This is a genomic window from Clostridiisalibacter paucivorans DSM 22131 (assembly GCF_000620125.1).
Lineage (GTDB): Bacteria > Bacillota > Clostridia > Tissierellales > Clostridiisalibacteraceae > Clostridiisalibacter > Clostridiisalibacter paucivorans.
Map to the genome: position 1 here is coordinate 12,922 of NZ_JHVL01000005.1, position 22,561 is coordinate 35,482.

24 protein-coding genes are annotated in these 22,561 nt (G+C 28.5%); all 24 read right to left on the bottom strand.

Translation table 11 applies throughout. The features are described from left to right. Positions 1-11 precede the first annotated feature (11 nt). Entirely contained in the window at positions 12-827 is an 816-nt protein-coding gene (locus Q326_RS0103295; RefSeq protein ID WP_026894083.1) for a purine-nucleoside phosphorylase, read from the bottom strand. 101 nt (positions 828-928) lie between these two features. Next, entirely contained in the window at positions 929-1,813 is an 885-nt protein-coding gene (gene xerD, locus Q326_RS0103300; RefSeq protein WP_026894084.1) for a site-specific tyrosine recombinase XerD, read from the bottom strand. A gap of 159 nt (positions 1,814-1,972) precedes the next feature. Next, positions 1,973-2,605 carry a stage II sporulation protein M gene (gene spoIIM / locus Q326_RS0103305; RefSeq protein WP_026894085.1) on the bottom strand — a complete coding sequence of 211 codons (633 nt, stop codon included), beginning with the start codon at positions 2,603-2,605 and terminating at the stop codon, positions 1,973-1,975. A 110-nt stretch (positions 2,606-2,715) separates the two neighbouring features. Then, positions 2,716-3,258, bottom strand: coding sequence for an NUDIX hydrolase (locus Q326_RS0103310; RefSeq protein WP_026894086.1), 543 nt, complete (start codon positions 3,256-3,258; stop codon positions 2,716-2,718). A 58-nt stretch (positions 3,259-3,316) separates the two neighbouring features. After that, positions 3,317-4,426 carry a DUF3866 family protein gene (locus Q326_RS0103315; protein WP_026894087.1) on the bottom strand — a complete coding sequence of 370 codons (1,110 nt, stop codon included), beginning with the start codon at positions 4,424-4,426 and terminating at the stop codon, positions 3,317-3,319. Between the two features lie 15 nt (positions 4,427-4,441). Continuing rightward, the gene (locus Q326_RS0103320) at positions 4,442-5,260 is read right to left on the bottom strand and encodes a hypothetical protein (RefSeq protein WP_034600964.1); all 819 of its coding nucleotides are present in this window, start codon (positions 5,258-5,260) and stop codon (positions 4,442-4,444) included. Continuing rightward, a complete protein-coding gene (locus Q326_RS0103325) occupies positions 5,247-5,948 on the bottom strand; it encodes a glycosyltransferase family 2 protein (RefSeq protein ID WP_026894089.1) in 702 nt (233 codons plus the stop codon). The genes Q326_RS0103320 and Q326_RS0103325 overlap by 14 nt, the downstream gene beginning before the upstream one ends. Positions 5,949-5,974: 26 nt before the next feature. Further along, positions 5,975-6,985, bottom strand: a complete 1,011-nt coding sequence (gene steA, locus Q326_RS16500; RefSeq protein ID WP_051531056.1) for a putative cytokinetic ring protein SteA — start codon at positions 6,983-6,985, stop codon at positions 5,975-5,977. 179 nt (positions 6,986-7,164) lie between these two features. Continuing rightward, positions 7,165-7,962, bottom strand: coding sequence for a sporulation transcription factor Spo0A (spo0A, locus tag Q326_RS0103335; protein ID WP_026894090.1), 798 nt, complete (start codon positions 7,960-7,962; stop codon positions 7,165-7,167). A 201-nt stretch (positions 7,963-8,163) separates the two neighbouring features. Further along, on the bottom strand, positions 8,164-9,474 hold the full coding sequence (spoIVB, locus tag Q326_RS16505) for a SpoIVB peptidase (protein WP_245592052.1): 1,311 nt from the start codon (positions 9,472-9,474) through the stop codon (positions 8,164-8,166). 333 nt (positions 9,475-9,807) lie between these two features. After that, positions 9,808-11,514, bottom strand: a complete 1,707-nt coding sequence (gene recN / locus Q326_RS0103345) for a DNA repair protein RecN (RefSeq protein ID WP_026894091.1) — start codon at positions 11,512-11,514, stop codon at positions 9,808-9,810. Between the two features lie 14 nt (positions 11,515-11,528). After that, a complete protein-coding gene (locus tag Q326_RS0103350) occupies positions 11,529-11,981 on the bottom strand; it encodes an arginine repressor (RefSeq protein WP_026894092.1) in 453 nt (150 codons plus the stop codon). 39 nt (positions 11,982-12,020) lie between these two features. After that, positions 12,021-12,833, bottom strand: coding sequence for a TlyA family RNA methyltransferase (locus Q326_RS0103355; protein WP_026894093.1), 813 nt, complete (start codon positions 12,831-12,833; stop codon positions 12,021-12,023). 21 nt (positions 12,834-12,854) lie between these two features. Beyond that, positions 12,855-14,717, bottom strand: coding sequence for a 1-deoxy-D-xylulose-5-phosphate synthase (dxs, locus tag Q326_RS0103360; RefSeq protein ID WP_205687639.1), 1,863 nt, complete (start codon positions 14,715-14,717; stop codon positions 12,855-12,857). A gap of 15 nt (positions 14,718-14,732) precedes the next feature. Next, on the bottom strand, positions 14,733-15,350 hold the full coding sequence (locus Q326_RS0103365) for a hypothetical protein (protein ID WP_245592053.1): 618 nt from the start codon (positions 15,348-15,350) through the stop codon (positions 14,733-14,735). Positions 15,351-16,076: 726 nt separating this feature from the next. Then, on the bottom strand, positions 16,077-16,970 hold the full coding sequence (locus tag Q326_RS0103370) for a polyprenyl synthetase family protein (protein ID WP_026894096.1): 894 nt from the start codon (positions 16,968-16,970) through the stop codon (positions 16,077-16,079). Between the two features lie 35 nt (positions 16,971-17,005). Further along, positions 17,006-17,245, bottom strand: coding sequence for an exodeoxyribonuclease VII small subunit (xseB, locus tag Q326_RS0103375; RefSeq protein ID WP_051531071.1), 240 nt, complete (start codon positions 17,243-17,245; stop codon positions 17,006-17,008). Positions 17,246-17,249: 4 nt separating this feature from the next. Further along, positions 17,250-18,458: an exodeoxyribonuclease VII large subunit gene (xseA, locus tag Q326_RS0103380; protein WP_026894098.1), complete on the bottom strand. Its 1,209-nt coding sequence runs from the start codon at positions 18,456-18,458 to the stop codon at positions 17,250-17,252. Continuing rightward, positions 18,449-19,300, bottom strand: coding sequence for a bifunctional methylenetetrahydrofolate dehydrogenase/methenyltetrahydrofolate cyclohydrolase FolD (gene folD / locus Q326_RS0103385; RefSeq protein WP_026894099.1), 852 nt, complete (start codon positions 19,298-19,300; stop codon positions 18,449-18,451). The genes xseA and folD overlap by 10 nt, the downstream gene beginning before the upstream one ends. After that, a complete protein-coding gene (locus tag Q326_RS0103390; RefSeq protein WP_026894100.1) occupies positions 19,290-20,270 on the bottom strand; it encodes a hypothetical protein in 981 nt (326 codons plus the stop codon). Before Q326_RS0103390 ends, folD begins: the two co-directional genes overlap by 11 nt. Continuing rightward, on the bottom strand, positions 20,260-20,673 hold the full coding sequence (gene nusB / locus Q326_RS0103395) for a transcription antitermination factor NusB (RefSeq protein ID WP_026894101.1): 414 nt from the start codon (positions 20,671-20,673) through the stop codon (positions 20,260-20,262). Before nusB ends, Q326_RS0103390 begins: the two co-directional genes overlap by 11 nt. A 139-nt stretch (positions 20,674-20,812) precedes the next feature. Further along, positions 20,813-21,217 (bottom strand): Asp23/Gls24 family envelope stress response protein, encoded by a 405-nt coding sequence (locus Q326_RS0103400; protein WP_026894102.1) that lies wholly within the window; start codon positions 21,215-21,217, stop codon positions 20,813-20,815. A gap of 73 nt (positions 21,218-21,290) precedes the next feature. After that, positions 21,291-21,935: a SpoIIIAH-like family protein gene (locus Q326_RS0103405; protein ID WP_026894103.1), complete on the bottom strand. Its 645-nt coding sequence runs from the start codon at positions 21,933-21,935 to the stop codon at positions 21,291-21,293. A gap of 22 nt (positions 21,936-21,957) precedes the next feature. Next, on the bottom strand, positions 21,958-22,554 hold the full coding sequence (spoIIIAG, locus tag Q326_RS0103410; protein ID WP_026894104.1) for a stage III sporulation protein AG: 597 nt from the start codon (positions 22,552-22,554) through the stop codon (positions 21,958-21,960). Between the last annotated feature and the right edge of the window lie 7 nt (positions 22,555-22,561).

Consider the following 22,561-nt stretch of genomic DNA (forward strand, 5'->3'; position numbering starts at 1 on the left):
ATATCACTTCCTTATAATTTTTTTATAATATTTTTAGTAAGCATAATAAATTGATCTTTGATTCTTTCCGAAGTTTCAATTACTTCTTTATGGTCAAGAGGTTTGTCTAATATACCAGCAGCCATATTCGTTATACAAGAGATCCCTAAAACTTTCATTTTCATATGAACAGCAGATATAACTTCTGGTACTGTAGACATCCCCACCGCATCTGCTCCTAAGTATGAAGCTACTTTTACTTCTGCAGGAGTCTCATATGTTGGACCAGTTAAAAACATATAAGTACCTTTTTTAATTTGTAATTCTATTTCTTTTGCAGTTTCTAAAGCTATATCTATAAAATCAGCACTATATGCATGAGACATATCTGGAAACCTAGGACCTAAATCATTATGATTTTTTCCTATTAAAGGATTATTAAAAGCAAAATTTATATGGTCTTCTATAATCATTAAGTCTCCTGGTTTGAAATTTTTATTTACCCCTCCAGCAGCATTGGTTACTAATAGTTTTTTTGCCCCTAACATATTCATCACTCTCACTGGAAAGACTACTTGTTTCATATCATAGCCTTCGTAATAGTGAAACCTTCCCTGCATAGCAATCACTTTTTTTCCCATAAGCTCCCCAAAAACTAACTGACCTTTATGTCCCTTTACTGTTGATTTTGGGAAATTTGGTATATCTTCATATTTAATTATTATTTTATCCTTTATTTCATCTGCTAAAACTCCTAATCCTGAACCTAAAATCATTGCTATTTCAGGAGATTTTTTAAATCTTTTTTCTAGATATTCTTTACTCTCCATTATCTTTTTCAAACTCAAAAAAACAACCTCCTTTTTTAAGTATTTGTATATTTATTATACATAAACAAAAGAATCTCCTTATATAATATTAAGCAGAAGATTCTTCTATATGTAAAATGTCATGCCCTTGGATGATTCTTTTTGTAAACATCTTTTATTTTATTATTTTCAATTTTAGTATATATTTGTGTTGTAGATATGTCTGAATGCCCTAACATTTCCTGAACTGATTTAAGATCTGCTCCATTTTGTATAAGATGAGCAGCAAAGGAATGTCTCAGAGTATGGGGCGTTATTTTTTTATCTATATTGGCCTTTTTGGTGTAATATTTTATTATCTTCCAAAATCCTTGACGAGTAAGCCTATTTCCATAATAATTTACAAAAAGAGCCTTTTCATTATCATTCTTAATCAGGATATCTCTATAATCTTTTATGTATTTACTTAAAACTTCAATTGATATCTTACCTATAGGTATAACTCTTTCATTAGAAGAATTTTTTCCTCCGATAACAAATCCAACATCTAAATTTATATCTTCTAAGTTTAAAGATACTAACTCTGTTACTCTTATGCCAGCAGCATATAGTAACTCTAACATAGCTTTATCCCTTACTCCTTTTGATGTATCATTACTAGGTTGACTTAATAATAGCTCTACTTCACTATGAGTAAGTATATCTGGAAGTTTTTTTTCTTGCTTTGGAGATTTTAAATTGATAGTTGGATCTTTATTTAATATACCTATATTAATAAGATATTGACAGAAAGACCTTAAAGAGGCTAGTGACCGAGATACTGTTGATGTAGCCTTTCCCCTTTTTTTCAAAATCATCATATACTTTATAACATTAGTTTTTGTAAATTGTTCTATTGGTGTATCAATAGTACTTAGATATGTAATAAACTGTTCTAAATCTCTTTTATAAGATTCTATAGTGTTTTGAGATAACTCTTTCTCATACAACAAATAATCAATAAATCCATATAATACATCATTCATATTATTTCCCCTTTGATAAAAATAGATCTAGATTTTTTAACATGGAATATTTTATTAATCTTTAATTAAAATATAGTATTAGCTTCTATATTCTATAACATTCAACAAGAATAATCAAATTCCTTTATTTTTCTTTAAAAATAGAAACTAATATGACTTTTACATGGTTTTTAATACTATTTTCATAAAAACAGGAGTAAAGTATCCTTCAATAAGCCCACCTATAATCAATAATAAAGATAATAGTATAATTATAGAAGTAAATGTAATACATCTTTTTCGAAAGCTTATTCTTTTTGTATTATTTATTCTTAAATTGATAGTTTTTAATGCGAAATTTATAGACAGAACTGATGCAATAATTATACTAGGAATTATAAAGATATTTTGAGGTACAATGGTTAATAATGCAAAAATTAAGCCTTTCATGCCAAATTCGGTAAATAATATGCCTACAGTAAAGCCTAGTGCTACACCTTTTAACATTACTATAAATAATATTAGTGGTACACCTATTATTATTATTCCCATAACCCATATAAGAATAATACTAATTATATTATTTTTATATGAATATTTAAATATATTTAAAGGTTCCAAACTATCATTCTCTAAAACATTGAAAAGTGTATTTATAAAATTTATTAATTGATTTTTTTCATTAATTCCTATAGCATTTATTAAAATAGCCCCTATTGAAATACCAACCATAAAAAAAACTAGAATTAAGAAATACAAAAAAATATTACTTTTAAAATGCTTGTATACAAAATTCATAATGTTGTTTATCAAAAAAAATCCCCCTTTCATACAAGCCTTTACAAATAATTATGCTTGTCAGGGAGATTATATTACTCATAATTATTATAGTTTTTAATGCTAAAAACTATAATAATATTAATTTATTCTTTTTCACATGCAAACTTTTTAGCTAAAAGGATAGCTATTATTGTCTTGCTATCAAGTATTTTGCCTTCTTCTATCATTGTCAGTAAATCTTCTATTTTAAGCTTAACAACATCAATATATTCATCTATATCAGGAGTTGCTTCTCCTTCATTTAATCCAGTAGCCATGAATAAATAAAGTTTTTCATTACTAAATCCTGGTGATGTGAAAAATTCTAAAATATAATCTATATTTTCAGGTGTATATCCTGTTTCTTCTTTTAATTCTCTAATGGCACAACTCTTTGGATCTTCTCCAATTTCTATTTTTCCTGCGGGTATTTCGTATAATTCATCTTCAACTGCTTTTCTATATTGCTTTACCATAATTAACTCATTTTTTTCATTTACAGCTATTATAGCAACTGCACCAGGATGCTCTACTATTTCTCTTTTAGAATATTTTTTATCAGGCAATTCCACAGTATCTATTCTTAAATTTACTATTTTACCCTCATATATTTTTTCAGACTTCATAGTCTTTTCAATATGGGCCATTATTTAAACCTCCTAAAAATAATATGTATTTATTAATATATTGTCTTTATATATTATATTACTTTGAAGTCTTTTGTAAAGTAGTATTTGTTTTATGACAATTCATAAAATGAATTACCCATCTACCTACTGCTCCTAAACTAAAAAAATATTCTTTATCTTTTTCAAAATTTCTTCCCATTGTAGTTATGTTTAAATCATATCTGTCAAGAATTTCATTTATGTCTTTACCATTTTCATATAAAACATTATGTTTTTTATGAATTTCATTATATATTATCTGTTTTTTTATAATTTTTCTTTTTTTAAACTTTAGATAGGGTAAAACTAAATTTGTTTTTGTACACATGATATTAGTAAGATTAGTTATAGTATGATGACTAATTCCCCTATGCCGTTGTCTAGTATCAGAAAAACTTATCCTGGGAACTGTAATACTTGTGCCATCTAAATTATTTACTGCATCTATAATTTGTCCTTGTTCTATACCTGAAAAGCCATATTTGGTACCAGTTCCTACTATACCTGGTCCCATAGCTACTATAGTAACATCATCTTTAAATATATGTTTAGCAGCAATTAAACCTGAATATATATTTATACATTCCATATCTCCTCCAAAGGCATGACCTATAGTTATTGTATTATCTATTAATTCTTTTTTTTTAAGTTCTCTTATATTAGAACTAAGATATATAGGTAGAGCACCGCCATCGGTCATTATATATGTTATGTTGATACTAGGCATTAAATATTTTAACATTGCAGCTATTGGACCTACCATGCTGTGCAAAGTACCTACTATTACTATAGATTTATTAAGTGTATCAAATTTATTAAAGACATCTTCATATTGTGTATTTTTTTCTTCAGCTGTAAAACATCTCATTTGAAATGGAGTATATCTTAATTTCATTATATGTCCTTGACATTTATAATCATTTCTAAAAGAATAATTATATACTATAAAATGATATCCCCCTGTACCTAATGAAATATCCATTGCTGTAGTGTTCAATATTACTTTATCACCAACTTCTATTTTGCCATTTAATTTATTGTAATTTATAGCCTTAGAAATTTTTTCATCTATTGATACATTGACGATAGTTATATTATCATAGGATTCAACAATTTTTATGACTATACCTTCTTTAAAATTTATCAGATTCCCACCCCATTTCTATCTTCCCAAATCATCTAGATATTTTAAAACTTTATTATTGTTTATAATAGTAGAAAAAGAAAAAAATTCAGCCATTGTATTGCTTAATATTAATATAAAAAGTATTATATTTTTAATATATATTGGTTGTATAGTGATAAAATAAGTTCCTAGTATAAATCCTAATATATTAGATCCTGAGTCTCCTAGCATTGCTTTGCCTTTTAAATCAAATGGTAGATATGCTGATATAATTCCTAATGTAGAATATGCTATAAAATTATATTCTTTATTTTGTGAAATAATTAGGGCTACAAATAATGTTAATATAGAGATTTTAATAGATCTTCCTGGCCTTAAATCAAAAAGATTTATATAGTTTATACTAAGTGCAACAATTATGGAATTTAAAACAAATGTTATTTCATTATTAGTAGTAAATAATGAGATAAGTGTAGAAAAAAACACACCTACAAAGGCCTTGGCAATACCAGTACTGATTTTACCTTTTTTAAAAAAATATAATATATGATTCCGAATACCTTTTATTTTTTTATTTCCAAACTTATCATCTATTATGCCTACTATTCCTATAATTACCATTCCAAAAATAAAAATAATAATAAATATATCCATCTCTCTTAAAACAATCAAATGAATTACACACAAAAATGACTCAATTAATCCTAAAAAAAAACCAGTAGATATGGGAATTAAAATATTGTTATAATTTTTTTCAAAAAAATTTATTTTTCTCAAAAATACTAAAATATTAGGCATTAATATAAAAGTTATAAAAAATCCCAAAAATAAAAATAAAAAATCATATATAAGCATTATTGCACCTTCTAATAAATATGATTATCAAAGTATATAATATACTTATAAATTGTTTTCCTCTATGCATAAATCCTTTTAGGTCTCTACCTGTTTCCCTATGTTTCATATTAACAGGGACTTCTATTATACTATGTCCAGAATTTAATATATCTATAGTCATAGCTGTTTCCACACCATAACCATTTGGAATATAATGTATATTATTTATTACTTCTTTTTTATAAACTCTTTGACCAGATAATACTGACTCCAAGGTACATTTTGTATAAAAATATGTTCCATATTTGGCTAAACTTTTTACCAGTCCTAATCCACCTTTTTTATTTGCTGTAATTTTTGCAATAGAAACATCTGCTTTTTTATCTAATACAGGTTTTAATAGCTTTAATATTTCTTTACTAGTATTTGATAAATCTCCATCTAATAATACAAGATAGCTAAAATTTATATTGTATAAACTTTCCAGACCCTTTTTAATAGCATAACCTTTTCCCATATTCTTTTTTAATTTTATTATTTTAACATTCAGATCTTTTATTTTTTCTATAGTATTATCAGTAGAACCATCATCAATCACTAAAATTCTATCTATAATTTTTAGATTTATTATACCTAATATAGTATTTCTTATAGTTTTTTCTTCATTAAAAACCGGTATCAATGCTATAATATTGTTTTTTTCCATATGCTTTGTATATTATCCCCTTTCAATCAATGATAATAAATATAATCATTATTTGTATATTCCATCAATTTATGTATTCCCTTTAAATCTATTATTTTATGTCCTGCTAACAACCTAACTAAAAAAGTACTTCCCATTCCCTCTCTTCCTTTTTCAAGGAAATCAATCATATTATTATGAGAACCCAGAAGATATATAAATGATGCTTCTTGCTTATAAGCAAGCATTATGGCTGCATCTTCACTTGTACCAGGTAATGATAATAATTTTGATGGGATTTTTAATTTCTTTAATCTCTTTAATCCTGGAGCATTGCCATTCATATATGTATGAACAAGTATTTCCTTAGATTCTTTTAAGCATTGATCGGATACACTATCCATATCTCCAATCAATACATCAGGATTAAATCCTATATTTAATAGGGCATCTCCACCGCCATCTACTCCAATCAATATAGGACTTTTATATTTGATGTACTTTGACACCATATTTAAATCTTCATTATAAAACCTTCCTCTACTTATGATTAGAACTTCCTTATTTTTAAATTCAGTACTAATATGACTTAGATTATATTTTTCTAATATATATTCTTTTTCTTTATTTGCATAAAAAATTGTATTATTTACAAAATTTAAAAATTGATTTTCCATATTATTTTTAGCTACTTTTTCCATTGTATTTATATCTTTGTCTTTTATTAATTTACAATTACATAAAAATTGATTATTGCAGAAAACAGCATTTTTTTCAATTTTAATAATGTCATTCTCATTAATTTTTTCAAAGAAATTACTATTATCTAATTCATATATGGGCATACCTTTATTTGCCAATATTTTAGGACCTTGATTAAGGAATTTCCCACTAATTGTAGGCTCTGCATTTATAATACATTTAACTTTACTATTTAATAAAGATATAGCAGATAATTCATCTAAATCTTTATGTTTTATAAGTGCTATATTTTGAGGTTTTAATCTTTTTATTAATTTTTTTGTTATTTTATCTTTTTTAACTTGACCTGTTATCATTTTTTCCTCCATTAAGTAGTTCTTTTAAGATTATTATTGCTAAAAATATATAAAAAATTCATTTGTTTATTATCAATTATGATAACATCTATTATGATATTAATTACAAAACAAAAACATCCTTAAAAAATAAATATAAATTGGATGTTTTTGTTTTGTAATTGTTGAAGTTGTATTTTTTATTGTTCTAATCTTAATTTATCTGCTACCATAGCAATAAATTCACTGTTTGTAGGCTTTCCCTTGTCATTATGAACTGTATATCCAAATAACTTATTTATAGTATCTACTTTTCCTCTACTCCAAGCTACTTCTATGGCATGTCTTATTGCCCTTTCTACTCTACTGGGAGTTGTATTGAATTTCTTTGCTATAGAAGGATAAAGTTCTTTAGTTACTGCACTTAAATATTCCATATTTTCAACTACCATTCCAATAGCTTCTCTTAAATATAAATATCCTTTTATATGTGCAGGTACTCCAATTTCATGAATTATATTTGTTATCTTAGCTTCTAAACTTTGTCCTGATACAGTAGGACTTATATAGCTATTGTACAGATCAATAGAGCCTTTACTCTCCATATCATTATAACTTATTCCCATTAACTCTCTTACTCTTTTTATAAATATCTCAAAATCGAAAGGTTTCACCACATAATAATCTGCTCCTAAATTAATAGCCTTTTGGGTTATCTTATCTTGTCCAACAGCAGACAAAATAATAGTTTTTGGTGTTTTTGTAGTTTGTAATTTATTTAGTTTTTCTAATACCCCCAACCCATCTAAATGAGGCATTATAATATCTAATACCAATACATCGGGATTTTTTTTATTAATTAGATCCAGTGCCTCTATACCATCCTTAGCTAAACCAACAACCTCAATATCTTTTTGTGCAGATAAATATTCATTTAGTATTCCACAAAATTCTTTATTATCATCTGCAATAAGTACTCCTATTTTCTCACTGTCCATTTAAATTACCCCCTAACTCTATTTTATATGTAACTGTCTATATTTATTTTCGACATATGTGATATATATCCTTCCTATTTTTCTAAATTAAGTAATTTTTTTATAAGACATAATAAATTATATTATTTATCTACATTTTTTAATGATAAATTTAGCAAAACAAAAATGAGTTCCTAAATTGTGGGAACTCATTTTTGTTTCTTAATTTACTTCAGCAAATTCTTCTTCATCTAATGGTTGTAATCCAGCTTTTTCTAGCATCCATTCTATATATAAACCATATCCTCGAGTTGGGTCATTAACAAAAACATGTGTTATAGCACCTACTAATTTACCATCTTGTATTATAGGGCTACCACTCATTCCCTGTACTATACCACCAGTGCTTTTAATTAATCTGTTGTCAGTTATTTTTATTATCATTCCCTTGGGCTCTGGATTATTTTGATGTTCTTTTTTAATAATTTCAACTTTATATTTTTCTATTCTATATCCATCTATAGTGGTTAATATAAATGCTTCTCCTTCCTTAATTTCATTTTGCATAGCTACTGGCATAGCTTTTTCCTTAGATAGAAAATCATCCATTGTTATACCATATATTCCAAATTCAGTATTTGAATGTATCTTTCCTATCATACTGTCTGAGTCAAAAAAAATACCCCTTATTTCTCCGGGCTCACCTTTTTTTCCTTGTTCAATAGATGATACTTTAGCTTTTATTATTTCACCCTTACCTACTGGCAATAGCTGTCTAGTATCTATATCTGTTATTCCATGGCCTAATGCACCAAATTTATTTGATTGAGGATCTACAAAGGTTAAAGTTCCTATTCCTGCTGTCTTATCTCTCACCCACACTCCTATCCTTAAATATTTATCCTGAATATTCTTTATGGGTTTTATAGAAGTGACAAAATTTTTATTTTTCCTTTTTACTTTTAATTTTATATCTCCATTGGAATGGTTTATTATGTCTATCAAATGTTGAGAATTTTTAACTTCAATATCATTGGCTTTAACTATAATATCTCCTACTTGTAATCCTGCATCCAATGATGGATTATGTTTTTCTCCATTTAAATCTTCTATTTCAGATAAAGCAACTACTAGCACACCTTTAGTATTTAATTTTACTCCTATTGATTGACCTCCAGGTATAAGCAACTGTCTGTTGTATACATTAACTTCAATATTTCTTATAGGGATTAGTCCAAAAAGTTTAAATTGAATTTTAGAGCTTCCCTTTTCTAATGCACGAAAATTAAAAGATTTCATTATTCTTGAATAATTAGAAACCTCAATATTTTCTAGAGCTAAATCATCAAATTCAGTTTGAGAAATATTTGCCGTTATAGGAAAAATTACATTGATTTTTCTTTCATTACCTTTAAATATACTTATTTGTTGAGGATATTTATATATATTATAGAATTGTATAGAATATATAAATATTAATATTATTACCATGAATAAAAAAAATCTTTTAATAAATTTATTGATATTTGTCAATAACTATCACTCTCCTGATTTCCCCTTTTGTGACCTTCACCTCCATACTGTATTACATAAAGAGTTTAACCAATTTCAGTTTAAAACTTTCTATATATTTAATTTGCCTAATAATTTTTTTTATATTACATAAAAAAATTTATTATATTTCTATGTAAAATCATATATTGGAATATCTGATTTTTTTTCAAAAAAATAGAAAAGTTAGTAGTCAATAATTAACAATAAGCAGTTTAATTATAAGAACTATAGGTTCTCTACAATTAACTACTAACTATTAACTATTAACTACTAACCAATAACTACTAACTATTAACTACTAACTATTAACTACTAAACATGTCCCTTTTTCTTAAACTTATTTGACATTTCAATCATTTCTTTAGCATGTTCCTTTGTCTTTTTAGTTAAGTCTACCCCTCCCAATAGTCTTGATAACTCTTCTATCCTTTCATCATAGCTAAGTGATTTTATAACTGTTTTAGTCATATTTTTATTTACAACTTTTTCAATTAAATAATGTGCATCGGCCATTGCAGCTATTTGTGGTAAATGGGTTATGCATAAAACTTGATGCGATTTAGAAATATCTGATATTTTTTCACCAACTATTTGAGAAGTTCTACCACTTATTCCTGAATCAATTTCATCAAATATAAGACACGGTATGTGATCTATCTCAGCCAAAATACTTTTAAAAGCTAACATAATTCTAGACATCTCACCACCAGAAACGATTTTAGTTAATGGTTTTAATGGTTCTCCAGGATTTGTTGAAATTAAAAATTCTATTCTATCTATACCTTTTTTTGTATAATAATCAAACTTATCAAATTTTACTTTAAAAGTTACATTACTCATGTTTAACTCTTTTAATTCATTCGTAATTTTATTTTCAAAAATTACACTTATTTTTTTTCTCTCTTCAGTAAGATTTTTACTCAGCTTTTCCAAAAGTTCTTCTTGATATGAAATTTTTCTTTTCAATATCTCTATCTCTTCTTCGCTATTATTTATCAATTTCAATTCTTTATACATAAAGTCTCTATACTCTAAAATATCTTTAATCGTTTTTCCATACTTTCTTTTTAGTTTATTTATAATATCTATTCTATCAGACAATTCTTTTAATCTTTCTTCATCATAACTAATATTCTCAGAATATGATCTTATTTCTCTGCCAATGTCTTCTAATTCATATAGCACAGAGGACATAGAATCATAATAATCCTTAAGTTTGTCATCATAACTAGATATCTTCTTCATAGTGAATACCATATCTCGTAACATATCTATAACTGAAGGTCTATCATATTCCATATTATTTAATCCTTGATTTATAATCCCTATGGATTTCATAATATCTTCACTGTTGGACAAAACTTTATATTCATTTAAGATATCCTTTTCTTCATTTTCTTTAAGATTAGCACTATCAATTTCTGCTAATTGAAATTTAAGCAGATCTTTCTTTCTTTCAATTTCCATATCATCTTTAACTACAGATTTTAACTTCTTTTTTGTATCTACAAGTTTATTATATTCCTTCAAAACTTGTTCTTTTAAACTAATTAAAGGTTCTTTTCCCATTGCATCTAGAAAATCTATATGTTTTTCCCACGACAAAAGGGATTGATGTTCATGCTGTCCATGAATATCAATCATATTACTAGTAAGATTTTTTAACATATTAAGTGTAACAGTTCTCCCATTTATTCTAGAAATACTTCTTCCAGAAGCAAATATCTCTCGAGTCAATAGTATATTATTATCTGGTTCCATCTCTATACCATATTCCAACAATATATCTTCTATTAATTTAACATTCTCAATATGAAACAAACCTTCTATTATTGATTTTTCCTTGCCATTTCTGATAAAATCTTTTCCTGCTCTTTCCCCAAGAATAAGATTTACAGCATCTATTATAATAGACTTTCCCGCTCCAGTTTCACCAGTTAAAACATTAAAGCCTTTAAAAAAAGAAATCTTTATTTTATCAATTATAGCAAAGTTTTTAATGTTAATTTCAAGGAGCATCTACATTACCTCCATTACTCCAATAATTTATAAAAAATTTGCATTATATCGTTAATTTTATTTTGATTGCTAACTGCAACAAATACAGTATCATCTCCAGCTATACATCCTATTATCTCCTCAATTCCAAGGGCATCTACAGCAGAACCGGCTATATTAGCAGCACCTGGTATAGTCTTCAAGACAAGCATATGACCTGCAATATCTATAGAAACAATAGAATTTTTAAATATATTTATTAATCTTTCTGTTATACCGTCTTGATTTTGACCTATAACTGCATATTTATATTTTCCAGTTTTAGAAAGCACCTTTACTAATCTCAATTCCTTAATATCTCTTGATACTGTAGCTTGAGTGACATCTATACCAAGTCTTTTCAAATGGGCTGCTAATTCCTCTTGAGTCTCTATTTCATATTCTTCTATCAATTTCAATATTTTACTCTGCCTTGCATATTTTCTCATATTTTTCCTCCCTTCTATAAATAAAACTAACGGAAAATTTTATTTCAAATCTTTGTGGGACATATCAACAATATCTTTTATCAAACATAAATCCTTATCATCTTCATGCTCTTTTCCCTTTTTTAAATGCACTAAATACTCAATATTTCCTTCTGCACCTTTTACTGGAGAGTAAGTTAGCCCTTTAAATATTAATCCTACCGACTTACAAAATTGATATATTTCAAATATTACATCTTCATGTACTTTAATATCTCTAATTACTCCTTTTTTCCCGACCCTCTCTTTGCCAGCTTCAAATTGAGGCTTTATCAATGCTATTATATCCACTTTTTCTTTAGTTAGATTTAATACTACTGGTAAGACTAGCTTTAAAGATATAAATGAAACATCTATAGACACAAAATTAGCTAATTCTTCAAGATCTTTTTCAGTCACGTATCTTATATTTGTTCTTTCCATAACAACTACTCTGTCATCATTTCTAATCTTCCATGCTAATTGTCCATACCCTACATCAATAGCATATACTTTCTTTGCTCCTTGTTGAAGCATACAGTCAGTAAAACCACCAGTCGATGCCCCTATATCTAATGCGACCTTGTCCTTTAAATCTATAGGAAATACCTCCAATGCCTTTTGTAACTTTAGACCACCTCTACTTACAAAAGGAATAGGATTTCCCTTTACTATTATATTACTATCTACATCTAGCTTTGAACCAGGTTTATCAACTCTTTCAGTATCTATAAATACTAATCCAGCCATTATATATTTTTTGGCTTTTTCTCTACTATCTATTAATCCTTTTTCAACTAATAATACATCCGCTCTTTTTTTTTTAGATTTCATTTTATCTCTCCGCTTCTAATTTTAAAGTTTTGATTTTATAAAATTATAAATGCCTTGAACATCTAATCCATATTTTTCAAATAAGATATCTGTATCTCCATGCTCAATAAATACGTCTGGAATTCCTAAATTTGATACTTCACATTTACAATTATTTTTTATAATTAAATCATTTATACCACTTCCAAACCCTCCACTAATAACATTATCTTCTACGGTTATCAATATTCTATGCTCTTTAGCCATTTGTAGTATCATCTCTTCATCTAAAGGTTTAATAAATCTCCCATTAACAAGGGTTAAATCTTGTCCCTCTTCTTTAAATCTATTTATTACTTCGTAAGCAATCTCTACCATTTTTCCCACTGCTATAATGGCAATATTATCTCCTTTACTTAAAATCTCTCCTTTACCATATTCAATAGGAACTGCTTTTAGATCATTATTTTCCCAACAATATCCTCTAGGATATCTTAGTGCTACAGGGCCTTCTACTTTTGATGAGTATCTTATCATATTTATAAATTCTACTTTATCTTTAGGTGCCATTATTGTAATATTTGGTATAGGTGTCAAATAAGAAAAATCAAACACACCATGATGTGTCTCTCCATCATTTCCCACTAGCCCAGCTCTATCAATAGCAAAGGTTACAGGTAAATTCTGTATACAAACATCATGTAATACTTGATCAAATCCTCTTTGTAAAAATGTAGAATAAACTGCATAATATGGCCTCAGTCCTGCATTAGCTAATCCAGCAGCCAATGTTACTCCATGCTGTTCTGCTATACCTACATCAAAAAATCTACTTGAATATTTAGATTTAAATTTATTTAAACCTGTGCCAGATGGCATAGCAGCAGTTATAGCAACTATTTTATCATCTTCTTCTGCCATTTCAGTCAATACATCACCGAAAACATTAGAATATTTATATCCTGTAGATTTATTTAGAGGTTTTCCAGTATCTATAGCAAATGGGGAAGCACTATGGTACTGATCAGGATCTTTTTCTGCAGGAAGATATCCTTTACCTTTTCTAGTAACCACATGTATTATTACAGGACCTTTTACAGATTTAGCTCTATTATAAGCTCCTATTAATTCAGATATGTTATGACCATCTACTGGTCCTAAATATTTAAACCCAATTTCCTCAAAAACTATACCTGGAACTAAAAAATATTTAAGACTATCTTTTGCCTTTTCTGCTGTCTTAAACACTTTTTTACCTATGGCGGGTATGCTATTTAATAAACTCTCCACATCTTCTTTCATCTTAAAATATGTAGGGGCAGTTCTTATACGATCTAAATAATGTGAAAGGCCTCCAACATTTTTAGAAATTGACATTTCATTATCATTTAAAACTACTATCAACTTAGTTCTAGTATCTCCAGCTTGATTTAGGGCTTCAAAAGCCATACCAGCTGTCATAGCACCATCTCCTATAACTGATATAACTTCATGCTTTTCTCCTTTTATATCTCTAGCTAATGCCATGCCTAGACCTGCTGAAATAGATGTGGAACTATGACCTGTCTCAAAAATATCATGGTCACTCTCACTTCTTTTAGGAAACCCACTTATACCTTTATACTGTCTTAGCGTATTGAATTTATCTTTTCTCCCCGTAATAATTTTATGAACATATGACTGATGACCCACATCCCATATTATTTTATCCTTTGGACTATTAAAAACTTTATGCAAAGCCAATGTCATCTCAACAACTCCAAGATTAGACGCTAAATGTCCTCCAGTTTTTGAAACATTTTCTATTAAAAATGTTCTAATTTCTTTTGTCAAAGCATTTATTTGTCTTATGCTAAGATTTTTGACATCATTCAATGAATGAATTTTGTCTAATATTTTACTCAAAATACCACTCTCTTTCTATTTTTTTTTCCTTTTCATTTCAGGTATTACATTTATGCCTAATTTCATATCCAATAACATTACAACTTTCGCTGTATAAAAAACTATTTCTCTAGAATTTTTTAATGCTATCTCTTTTCCAAAGGCCTTTCCCCCCACAGTTAAAGCAGCTATAAAACTACTAAATACAATACTCAATACAGTTCCTTGAGAAAAACCATAAATATTTACTAATTTTAATACTATTATTGTACCTGCTGCCCCACTAATTATACCACATATATCTCCTATGACATCATTACAAAAATTTGATACTGGACTCGCATTTCTCACAAGTCTAGAACCATATTTCCCTTCAGGTATACTATTTGCTGCCATAGCATGGAAAGGTTTTTCATTAGCAGCAGCTACGGCTATACCTATAGCATCGAATGTAACCCCTATAAATACTATTACTAAAAGAGTTATAAATGCTACTGTAATCTCGACATTTCTCATTATACTTTCAGATATAATGCTGAATACTATAGCCATTATAAAAGTACCCATAGAAATTGCTATTACCCATTTTATATTATATTTATTCAAAAAATTTTTTTCTTTAGGTTTGAGCTTCTTTTTTTTATCTTGGACCAAAATATCTTCCTCCATATCTTAAATTTCCTATATTAAAAACAAAGCTGATAGCATATGCTATCAGCAGCTATGGAATGGTAATATTTCAGGTAAATCTTGCGGCTTAGGTCCAGTAGGATTTCCCAGAAGACAACTGTCTGTCGCCATAACAGCGGTTTCCCTTTAATATCTTCTCTATAATGTCACCAATAATAGGACTGGATTACCACTAAGCACGCACTGTAATCCCTAAAATACCTTATATGAACAGTCTAGGAGTTTTCCTCAACAGTCATGCCAATCCTTAGCCTCTTTTGCAAAATAGGTTTCAACAGCAAAACCCTTTATTTTATGGGCCCATAAAATTCAGAGTCACAACTATTATCCACCTATTTCACTCAAGGCAGGCTACTCTGCAAGCAGTTTACACCGCAATACAGGTTATCATGACTTAATATAAGTCATGTCTCCACGGAGGTAGGGTCATCGCCCACATGCCATTGTAGATCGCCCCATCCTCCTTACTCCCAGAAACGACCCTCAACTGGGCGTCAAAAGCCGAAACCAGGAACTTCATCGATGTGCCCTTCGACGGATTTTTAGCCCCGCCTTCGAGATTGGCTGTACTGACTAGAATACTGCACCATTCCGAGTGAACTACATTATACCATATGGTATTGTCTATTTCAATCTCATAAATTATCCATTAGTATAGGAAAATAGACAAATATGAAAAGTTTATCAAACTTAATCCTCTCTTACCAAAAGATATTCTGCCAAATTTATGAAAAATTCCTTATTCCTATTTTCAAATTTATTCATTATATTTATAGCTTCATTACTAAGTTCTTTAGTCTTTCCAATAGAGCCTTCGATACCATAAAAACTCAAATATGTAGCCTTTTCTTTCCCTTCATCACTTCCTATATCCTTACCAAGCTTAGATTTATCTCCTATTTTATCTAAAATATCATCCCTTATCTGAAAACATAATCCTATTGCTTTCCCATAAGCTCTCAATTGTTCCAATTCTGTTTCTGTAGCTCCTCCAATTAATGCACCAGAAATTATTGATGCTTCAATCAATGCAGAAGTTTTATGCATATGGATATAGTTTAATGTATTTTCATCAATAGATTTTTTTTCATGAAGTATATCTACTACTTGCCCTCCAATCATTCCATAAACTCCTGCTGCTTTAGCTATTTCACAAAATGCTTTTATATACTTATCAGATTCATTTATATTATTTAATGTATGATTTATCATTGTTTCATAGGCATAATTCAAAAGCCCATCTCCAGCTAATATGGCTATACCTTCTCCAAAGACTTTATGATTGGTTAACTTACCTCTTCTATAATTGTCATCATCCATTGCAGGCAAATCATCATGTATCAAAGAATAAGTATGTATCATCTCCAATGCAGCAGCAAAAGATTTTGCTGCTTTAATATCTCCACCAACTAATTCACATGTCTTTAAAGTAAGAATCGGTCTTAACCTTTTCCCACCTGCAAATATACTATATTCCATAGCCTCAAATACTTTGTCTTGAAGAGAACTGCCTTTAGGCAATATCCTATGTAATTCTTCTTCTACAATTTCTTTGTAATTATATAATTCTTCTTTAAAATTCATTTTATCCTCCATATATTTTATTAATATAATTTGAATTAAAATTCAAAATTTTCTTCAATAACATCTCCATCTATATCTTCAACTATCTTTTTTATTTTACCTTCATATCTATTAAGCAAATTGTTGCAATATTTATACAATTCTATGCCTTTTTCAAATTTATCTATAGACTCATTCAAGGGGATTTCTCCCCTTTCTAAGTTCAATATGATTTTTTCAATCTCTTCAACAGCCTCTTCGAAAGATAAATTCTCCATATTTAAATGTTCTTTCATATTCTCACCCTTTTCCATTTATATCTATAATCTTTACTTTAACATGTCCATCTTTAAATGCCAAATTCAATATTTGATCCTTTGTCAATCCTTGAATACTATGTATATGATGTCCATTTTCATCTAAAGATTGTATATACCCTCTAGATAATATCCCTTTAGGGTCAAGATTTTTCAGTCTTGCATCAATATTATTTATCATAGAATTTTTTTCTTTAATCAAAGTATTTAGGTTATAATCTAAATCTTTATACAAACTATCTAATATTTGTCTGTTTTGATTGATTAAATCTTTATACTCTGTAAAAATTCTACTTACTCTTATATATTCTAATACATTTTTCTTATTTTTAATATAATCCCGTTGAGTATTTATCAATCCAAACAATAGATTATCTAATTTTTCCTTTATCTGATCTATAACTGGTACAGAAATCTCTCCAGCAGCAGAAGGTGTAGGAGCCCTTAAATCCGCCACAAAATCAGAAATAGTAAAATCAGTTTCATGACCAACTGCTGACACAACAGGTATACTCATGTTATATATAGTTCGAGCAACATCTTCCTCATTAAAAGCCCAAAGTTCTTCTAACGACCCTCCTCCTCTACCAACAATAACTAAATCTATATCTTCTCTTTCATCAAAGTACTTTAACCCCTTACATATTTCTTCGTGGGCCTTTTTCCCCTGTACTAGCACTGGATAAATTATGATATTCATAGTAGGAAATCTTCTAGTTACTACATTTATAATATCTCTTATAGCAGCACCTGTTGCAGAAGTTACTACCCCTATCTGACTTGGTAATAAAGGTAGTTCTTTTTTAGATTCTTGTTCAAACAAACCTTCTCGTTCAAGGGTCTTCTTCAATTTTTCATAAGCCTTATATAATTCACCTATTCCCTTTTTTCTTACATCTTTTACATAGAGCTGATAATTTCCATCCCTTTTATATACTGATATATATCCTGATGCAACTATATGCATGCCATTTTCTAAATTAATATCCAAATCTTTATTGTCACCATTAAACATTACACAATTGAGTTTACTTTCATCATCTTTTAGAGTAAAATACATATGTCCACTATAGTGATGCTTAAAATTAGATATCTCTCCTTCTACTGAAATGTTATAAAGTATTGGATCTGTAGCAAACATTCTTCGTATATATTCATTTACCTCTTTTATCTTTAATGGCTTTATTTCCATTTTTTCTTATATGCCTCCAATGTATTTTCTAGTAGCATAGCTATAGTCATAGGTCCAACCCCACCAGGCACAGGAGTTATCCATGAAGCATTGTTCTTTACATTTTCAAAGTCAACATCTCCATATAATTTACCATCTACTTTACTAGTCCCAGCATCAACTACAATTGCACCTAATTTAACCATATCTTTTTTAATCAAATGGGGTCTTCCCACTGCCGATATTAAAATATCTGCTTTTTTAGTATACTCCGAAATATTTCTAGTCTTAGAATGACATATAGTAACAGTAGCATTTTCATTTAATAGCAATAACCCTGCCGGTTTACCCACTATATTACTTCTTCCTATTACCACTACATCCTTTCCTTCTATTTCTATATCATAATACTTTATAAGCCTAAGAATACCTTTAGGTGTACAAGGTATAAATCCTTTGTCTCCCAGAAAAAGATTCCCTGCATTTATAGCATGAAAGCCATCAACATCTTTTTCAGGGGATATCTTAGAGTTTACAAATTTCTCATTCATTCCATTAGGTAAAGGTAATTGCAGCAAAATTCCATGTATATTATCATTTTTATTTAAATCCTCAATAACATCTATTACATCATCTTGGGAAGTTCTTTCATCCAGCTGAATCAATTTTGAATAAAAATTAGCTTTTTTACACGCCTTTTCTTTCATATTAACATATAATTGAGATGCTGGATCATTTCCAACTAAAACAACAGCAAGCCCAGGTCTTACTCCATAATCATCTGTTAATCGTTTTGCTTCTTTCGCAATTTTTTCTTTTGTTTCATTAGAAACTTTTTTGCCATCTAGTAACCTATAATCCATTTTCTCCCTCCTTTGAAATATAACTTCTTCTACATAGCCATGCAATACCTATTGCATTATCTGTGCAATATTCATTCTTTGGAAATAGTATTTTTACATCTGCATAATTACTTAATTTTTCTTTCAATAATTGACGAATATAATTATTTGATGCCACGCCACCAATTATTAATATTTCTTTATATTTTTCCTCTAATATTTTATATTCTAATATATTAGCTAAAGATTTTCCTACACAATAAAAAAGACTCCTAACGATATCTTCCTTTGAAAAATCTCCTTTATCTATTGTTTTTATAAAATATGTTTCAGGTCCTGAAAAATTAATCCAACTATTTTTTGTGCTTATAGGAACCTTTTTTAAAACCTTACCCTTATCTTTAAATAAATATTCTAATTCTCTTCCTGCTGGAAATCCAAATCCCAATTTAACACCTATTCTATCAATTAATTGTCCAGCGCTTATATCACTAGTTCCTCCACATATATTTATTTTATACCCTTTATTAGAATTTTTTACTTCTAAAAGTTCTGTGGTCCCTCCAGATATATGTAATGCTAAAAAATCATTTTGAATAGATAAATTATTATCCACATTAATTGCCGCTATATGACCATCTTGATGGCTAAAACTAAATAATGGAACATTCAATGTATCTGATATAACCTTTCCATATCCTTCTCCAACTCTAAAAACTGGCATATATGAGCCTTCAACATTTCTAGGTTTAGAGCTAATTCCTACCCCCATAATATAGCTAAAATTTATTTTTTTAAATATATTCTCAATCATATAGGGGACATTTAGCATATGTTGAAATATAGCCTCTTGCTGTCTTAATCCCTTTTTTCCTTTTTTAACATTTAAGATTTCTCTATTATCTAATAATACTTCATCATTATCATTTATTAGTGCAATAGACGTAGTATAAGCACTAGTATCTATACCTAAAAAAAATCTATTCTTCATTATTTGGACACTCTCTCACTATTGTACCTAATATACCATTAATAAATTTAGTAGATTCATCTCCACTATATTTTTTGCTCATTTCTAATGCCTCATTTATAGAGACCTTTATTGGTATATCTTCTCTATAAAAAAGCTCATATAATGCTATTCTAAGTATGGACAAATCAACTTTAGCCAACCTGTTTATCTTCCACCCAGAGGAATGCGCCTCTATCTTGCAATCTATTTCTTCTTTATTTTCACGAACTATATTAACTACATCGATTATATATGCTCTTTCTCCTTGATCAAATCCATTATTATCTATAAAAACATCTACAGCTTCATTTGAAAAATCATTAGTTAATTCTAACTGAAAAATAAGTTTCATTGCTGACTCTCTAGCAAGTTTTCTACCCATAGGATTGATTTCCTCCTCAAATCTAAATTAAGTTTTCCTTTATCCATAACTTTTCTTATTATTACTTATATTATACTATATATTTAACTTAAGATTAAGCTAAATTAACCCTCTGATATATCAGAGGGTTAATAAAACACTATTTTAATTTATGTATATCTTCTCCTTCTTCATCTTTCTGTTCCTTCTGAATATTTACACCTTGAATATGGATATTTACCTCAATTGTATTTAAACCTGTCATGTTCTCCACTGCATTTTTTACATTCTCTTGTATTTTCCAAGCAACTTCAGGTATCTTAACTCCATATTCTACAATAATATATAGATCTATTGAAGCTTCCTTGTCTCCAACTTCTACCTTAACACCCTTAGATAAATTTTTTCTACCTATAATCTCCGATATACCACCAGTCAATCCACCACTCATTCCAACTACGCCATCTATTTCAGTAGCAGCTAATCCCGCAATAACTCCTACAACATCATCAGCTATCTTTATTTGACCATATTCTTTATTATCATTATTAACCTCACTTGTCAAAACTTACACCCCCAATTGTCTTTCATTTTCACATGATAATTATACCAGAATATATACCCTTTTACAAATCAAACTATTTTTTTTCGATTATTTTGATCTGTGACGCAGAAAGCTCCGTCTCTTCCATAGCTATATCAAGTATCTTCATGGCATCTTGTTCCGATAATTTATCACATGCCACAACTATAGTTACACCATCATCTTTTAAAAAAGCAACTGCTTCATTAAACCCTTTAGACTTTATCTGTCCCTCAATATATAATTCCTTTTGTGATAATTCTTGTAAATTTATAATTTTCCCTTGAGTTTCACTTCTCATATCTTCAGCAGTTAACTTATTATCTACTATTTCCTTTAGTTCATCTATCATTTTTTCTCTTTGTTTATCTCTATCCATTCTATACTTCACAAAGTAGTCATCCTTTATACCTATCTGAGCCGAAGCTGATATATCCTCATTTGAATCTTCTGTAGTTTCTATATTATCTTTACTATCTACTATTTCAATATCTTCATCTACTATTTCAAGATTTGGTAACGAAGTTTCTACGCTTTCTTTATCTTCAAAATTATATGCTCCCATCATTTCTTCTTCATATATTTCATATCCATCTGAAGTTTCTTTTAAAGATTCATCAGTCAATCTATGATTTATATATCCAATAAAAATTAGTAATAAACATAATACACCTATAAATAATTTTCTCTTTTTATACATAGTAAAATCCCCCTCCATATATCTACTTTTTAGTATAAACCTCTACTTTGTTCCCTGATATATCTAAAACTGTCTTCACTGCTGAATAAATCTTTTCCTTTACTTCAAAATTTTGAGCACCTTCAGCTACCACTATAACTCCTTTAATTTTAGGATTTACCTCTTTAATTATCATTAAAGAATTTGAATTGTCATTACTCACAACTACTTTTTCTGTATAATCTTCCCTATTCCTTTCTCTTACCCCTCCTTGTGCATCTTTTTCACTGGTTGTCTCTACGACCTTTGTACTATCTATAGCAGGTATTCTCTCCACAGTATCATCTAAAGTTACCATAACTTCTACATCCCCAACTCCCTTCATACTTTCTAAGGTTTTGGCCAATTTTTGCTCCAATCTTCCAGTATAATAATCTATAAGATTATCTTCCGTTTTTGAGTTCATTTTATTTTCAACCTTTACCTTTTCATCTAATATATTGGTGGTAGTATCATCTGATGTAAAGAAAGATGCTGAAATAAGTATTATAAGCCCTATGAAAAAAATCACTAAAATATTTATTACTTTACTATTTTCCTTTTTTGATAAAAATGATGTTATTCTATCTAATATTTTCAATTCCACT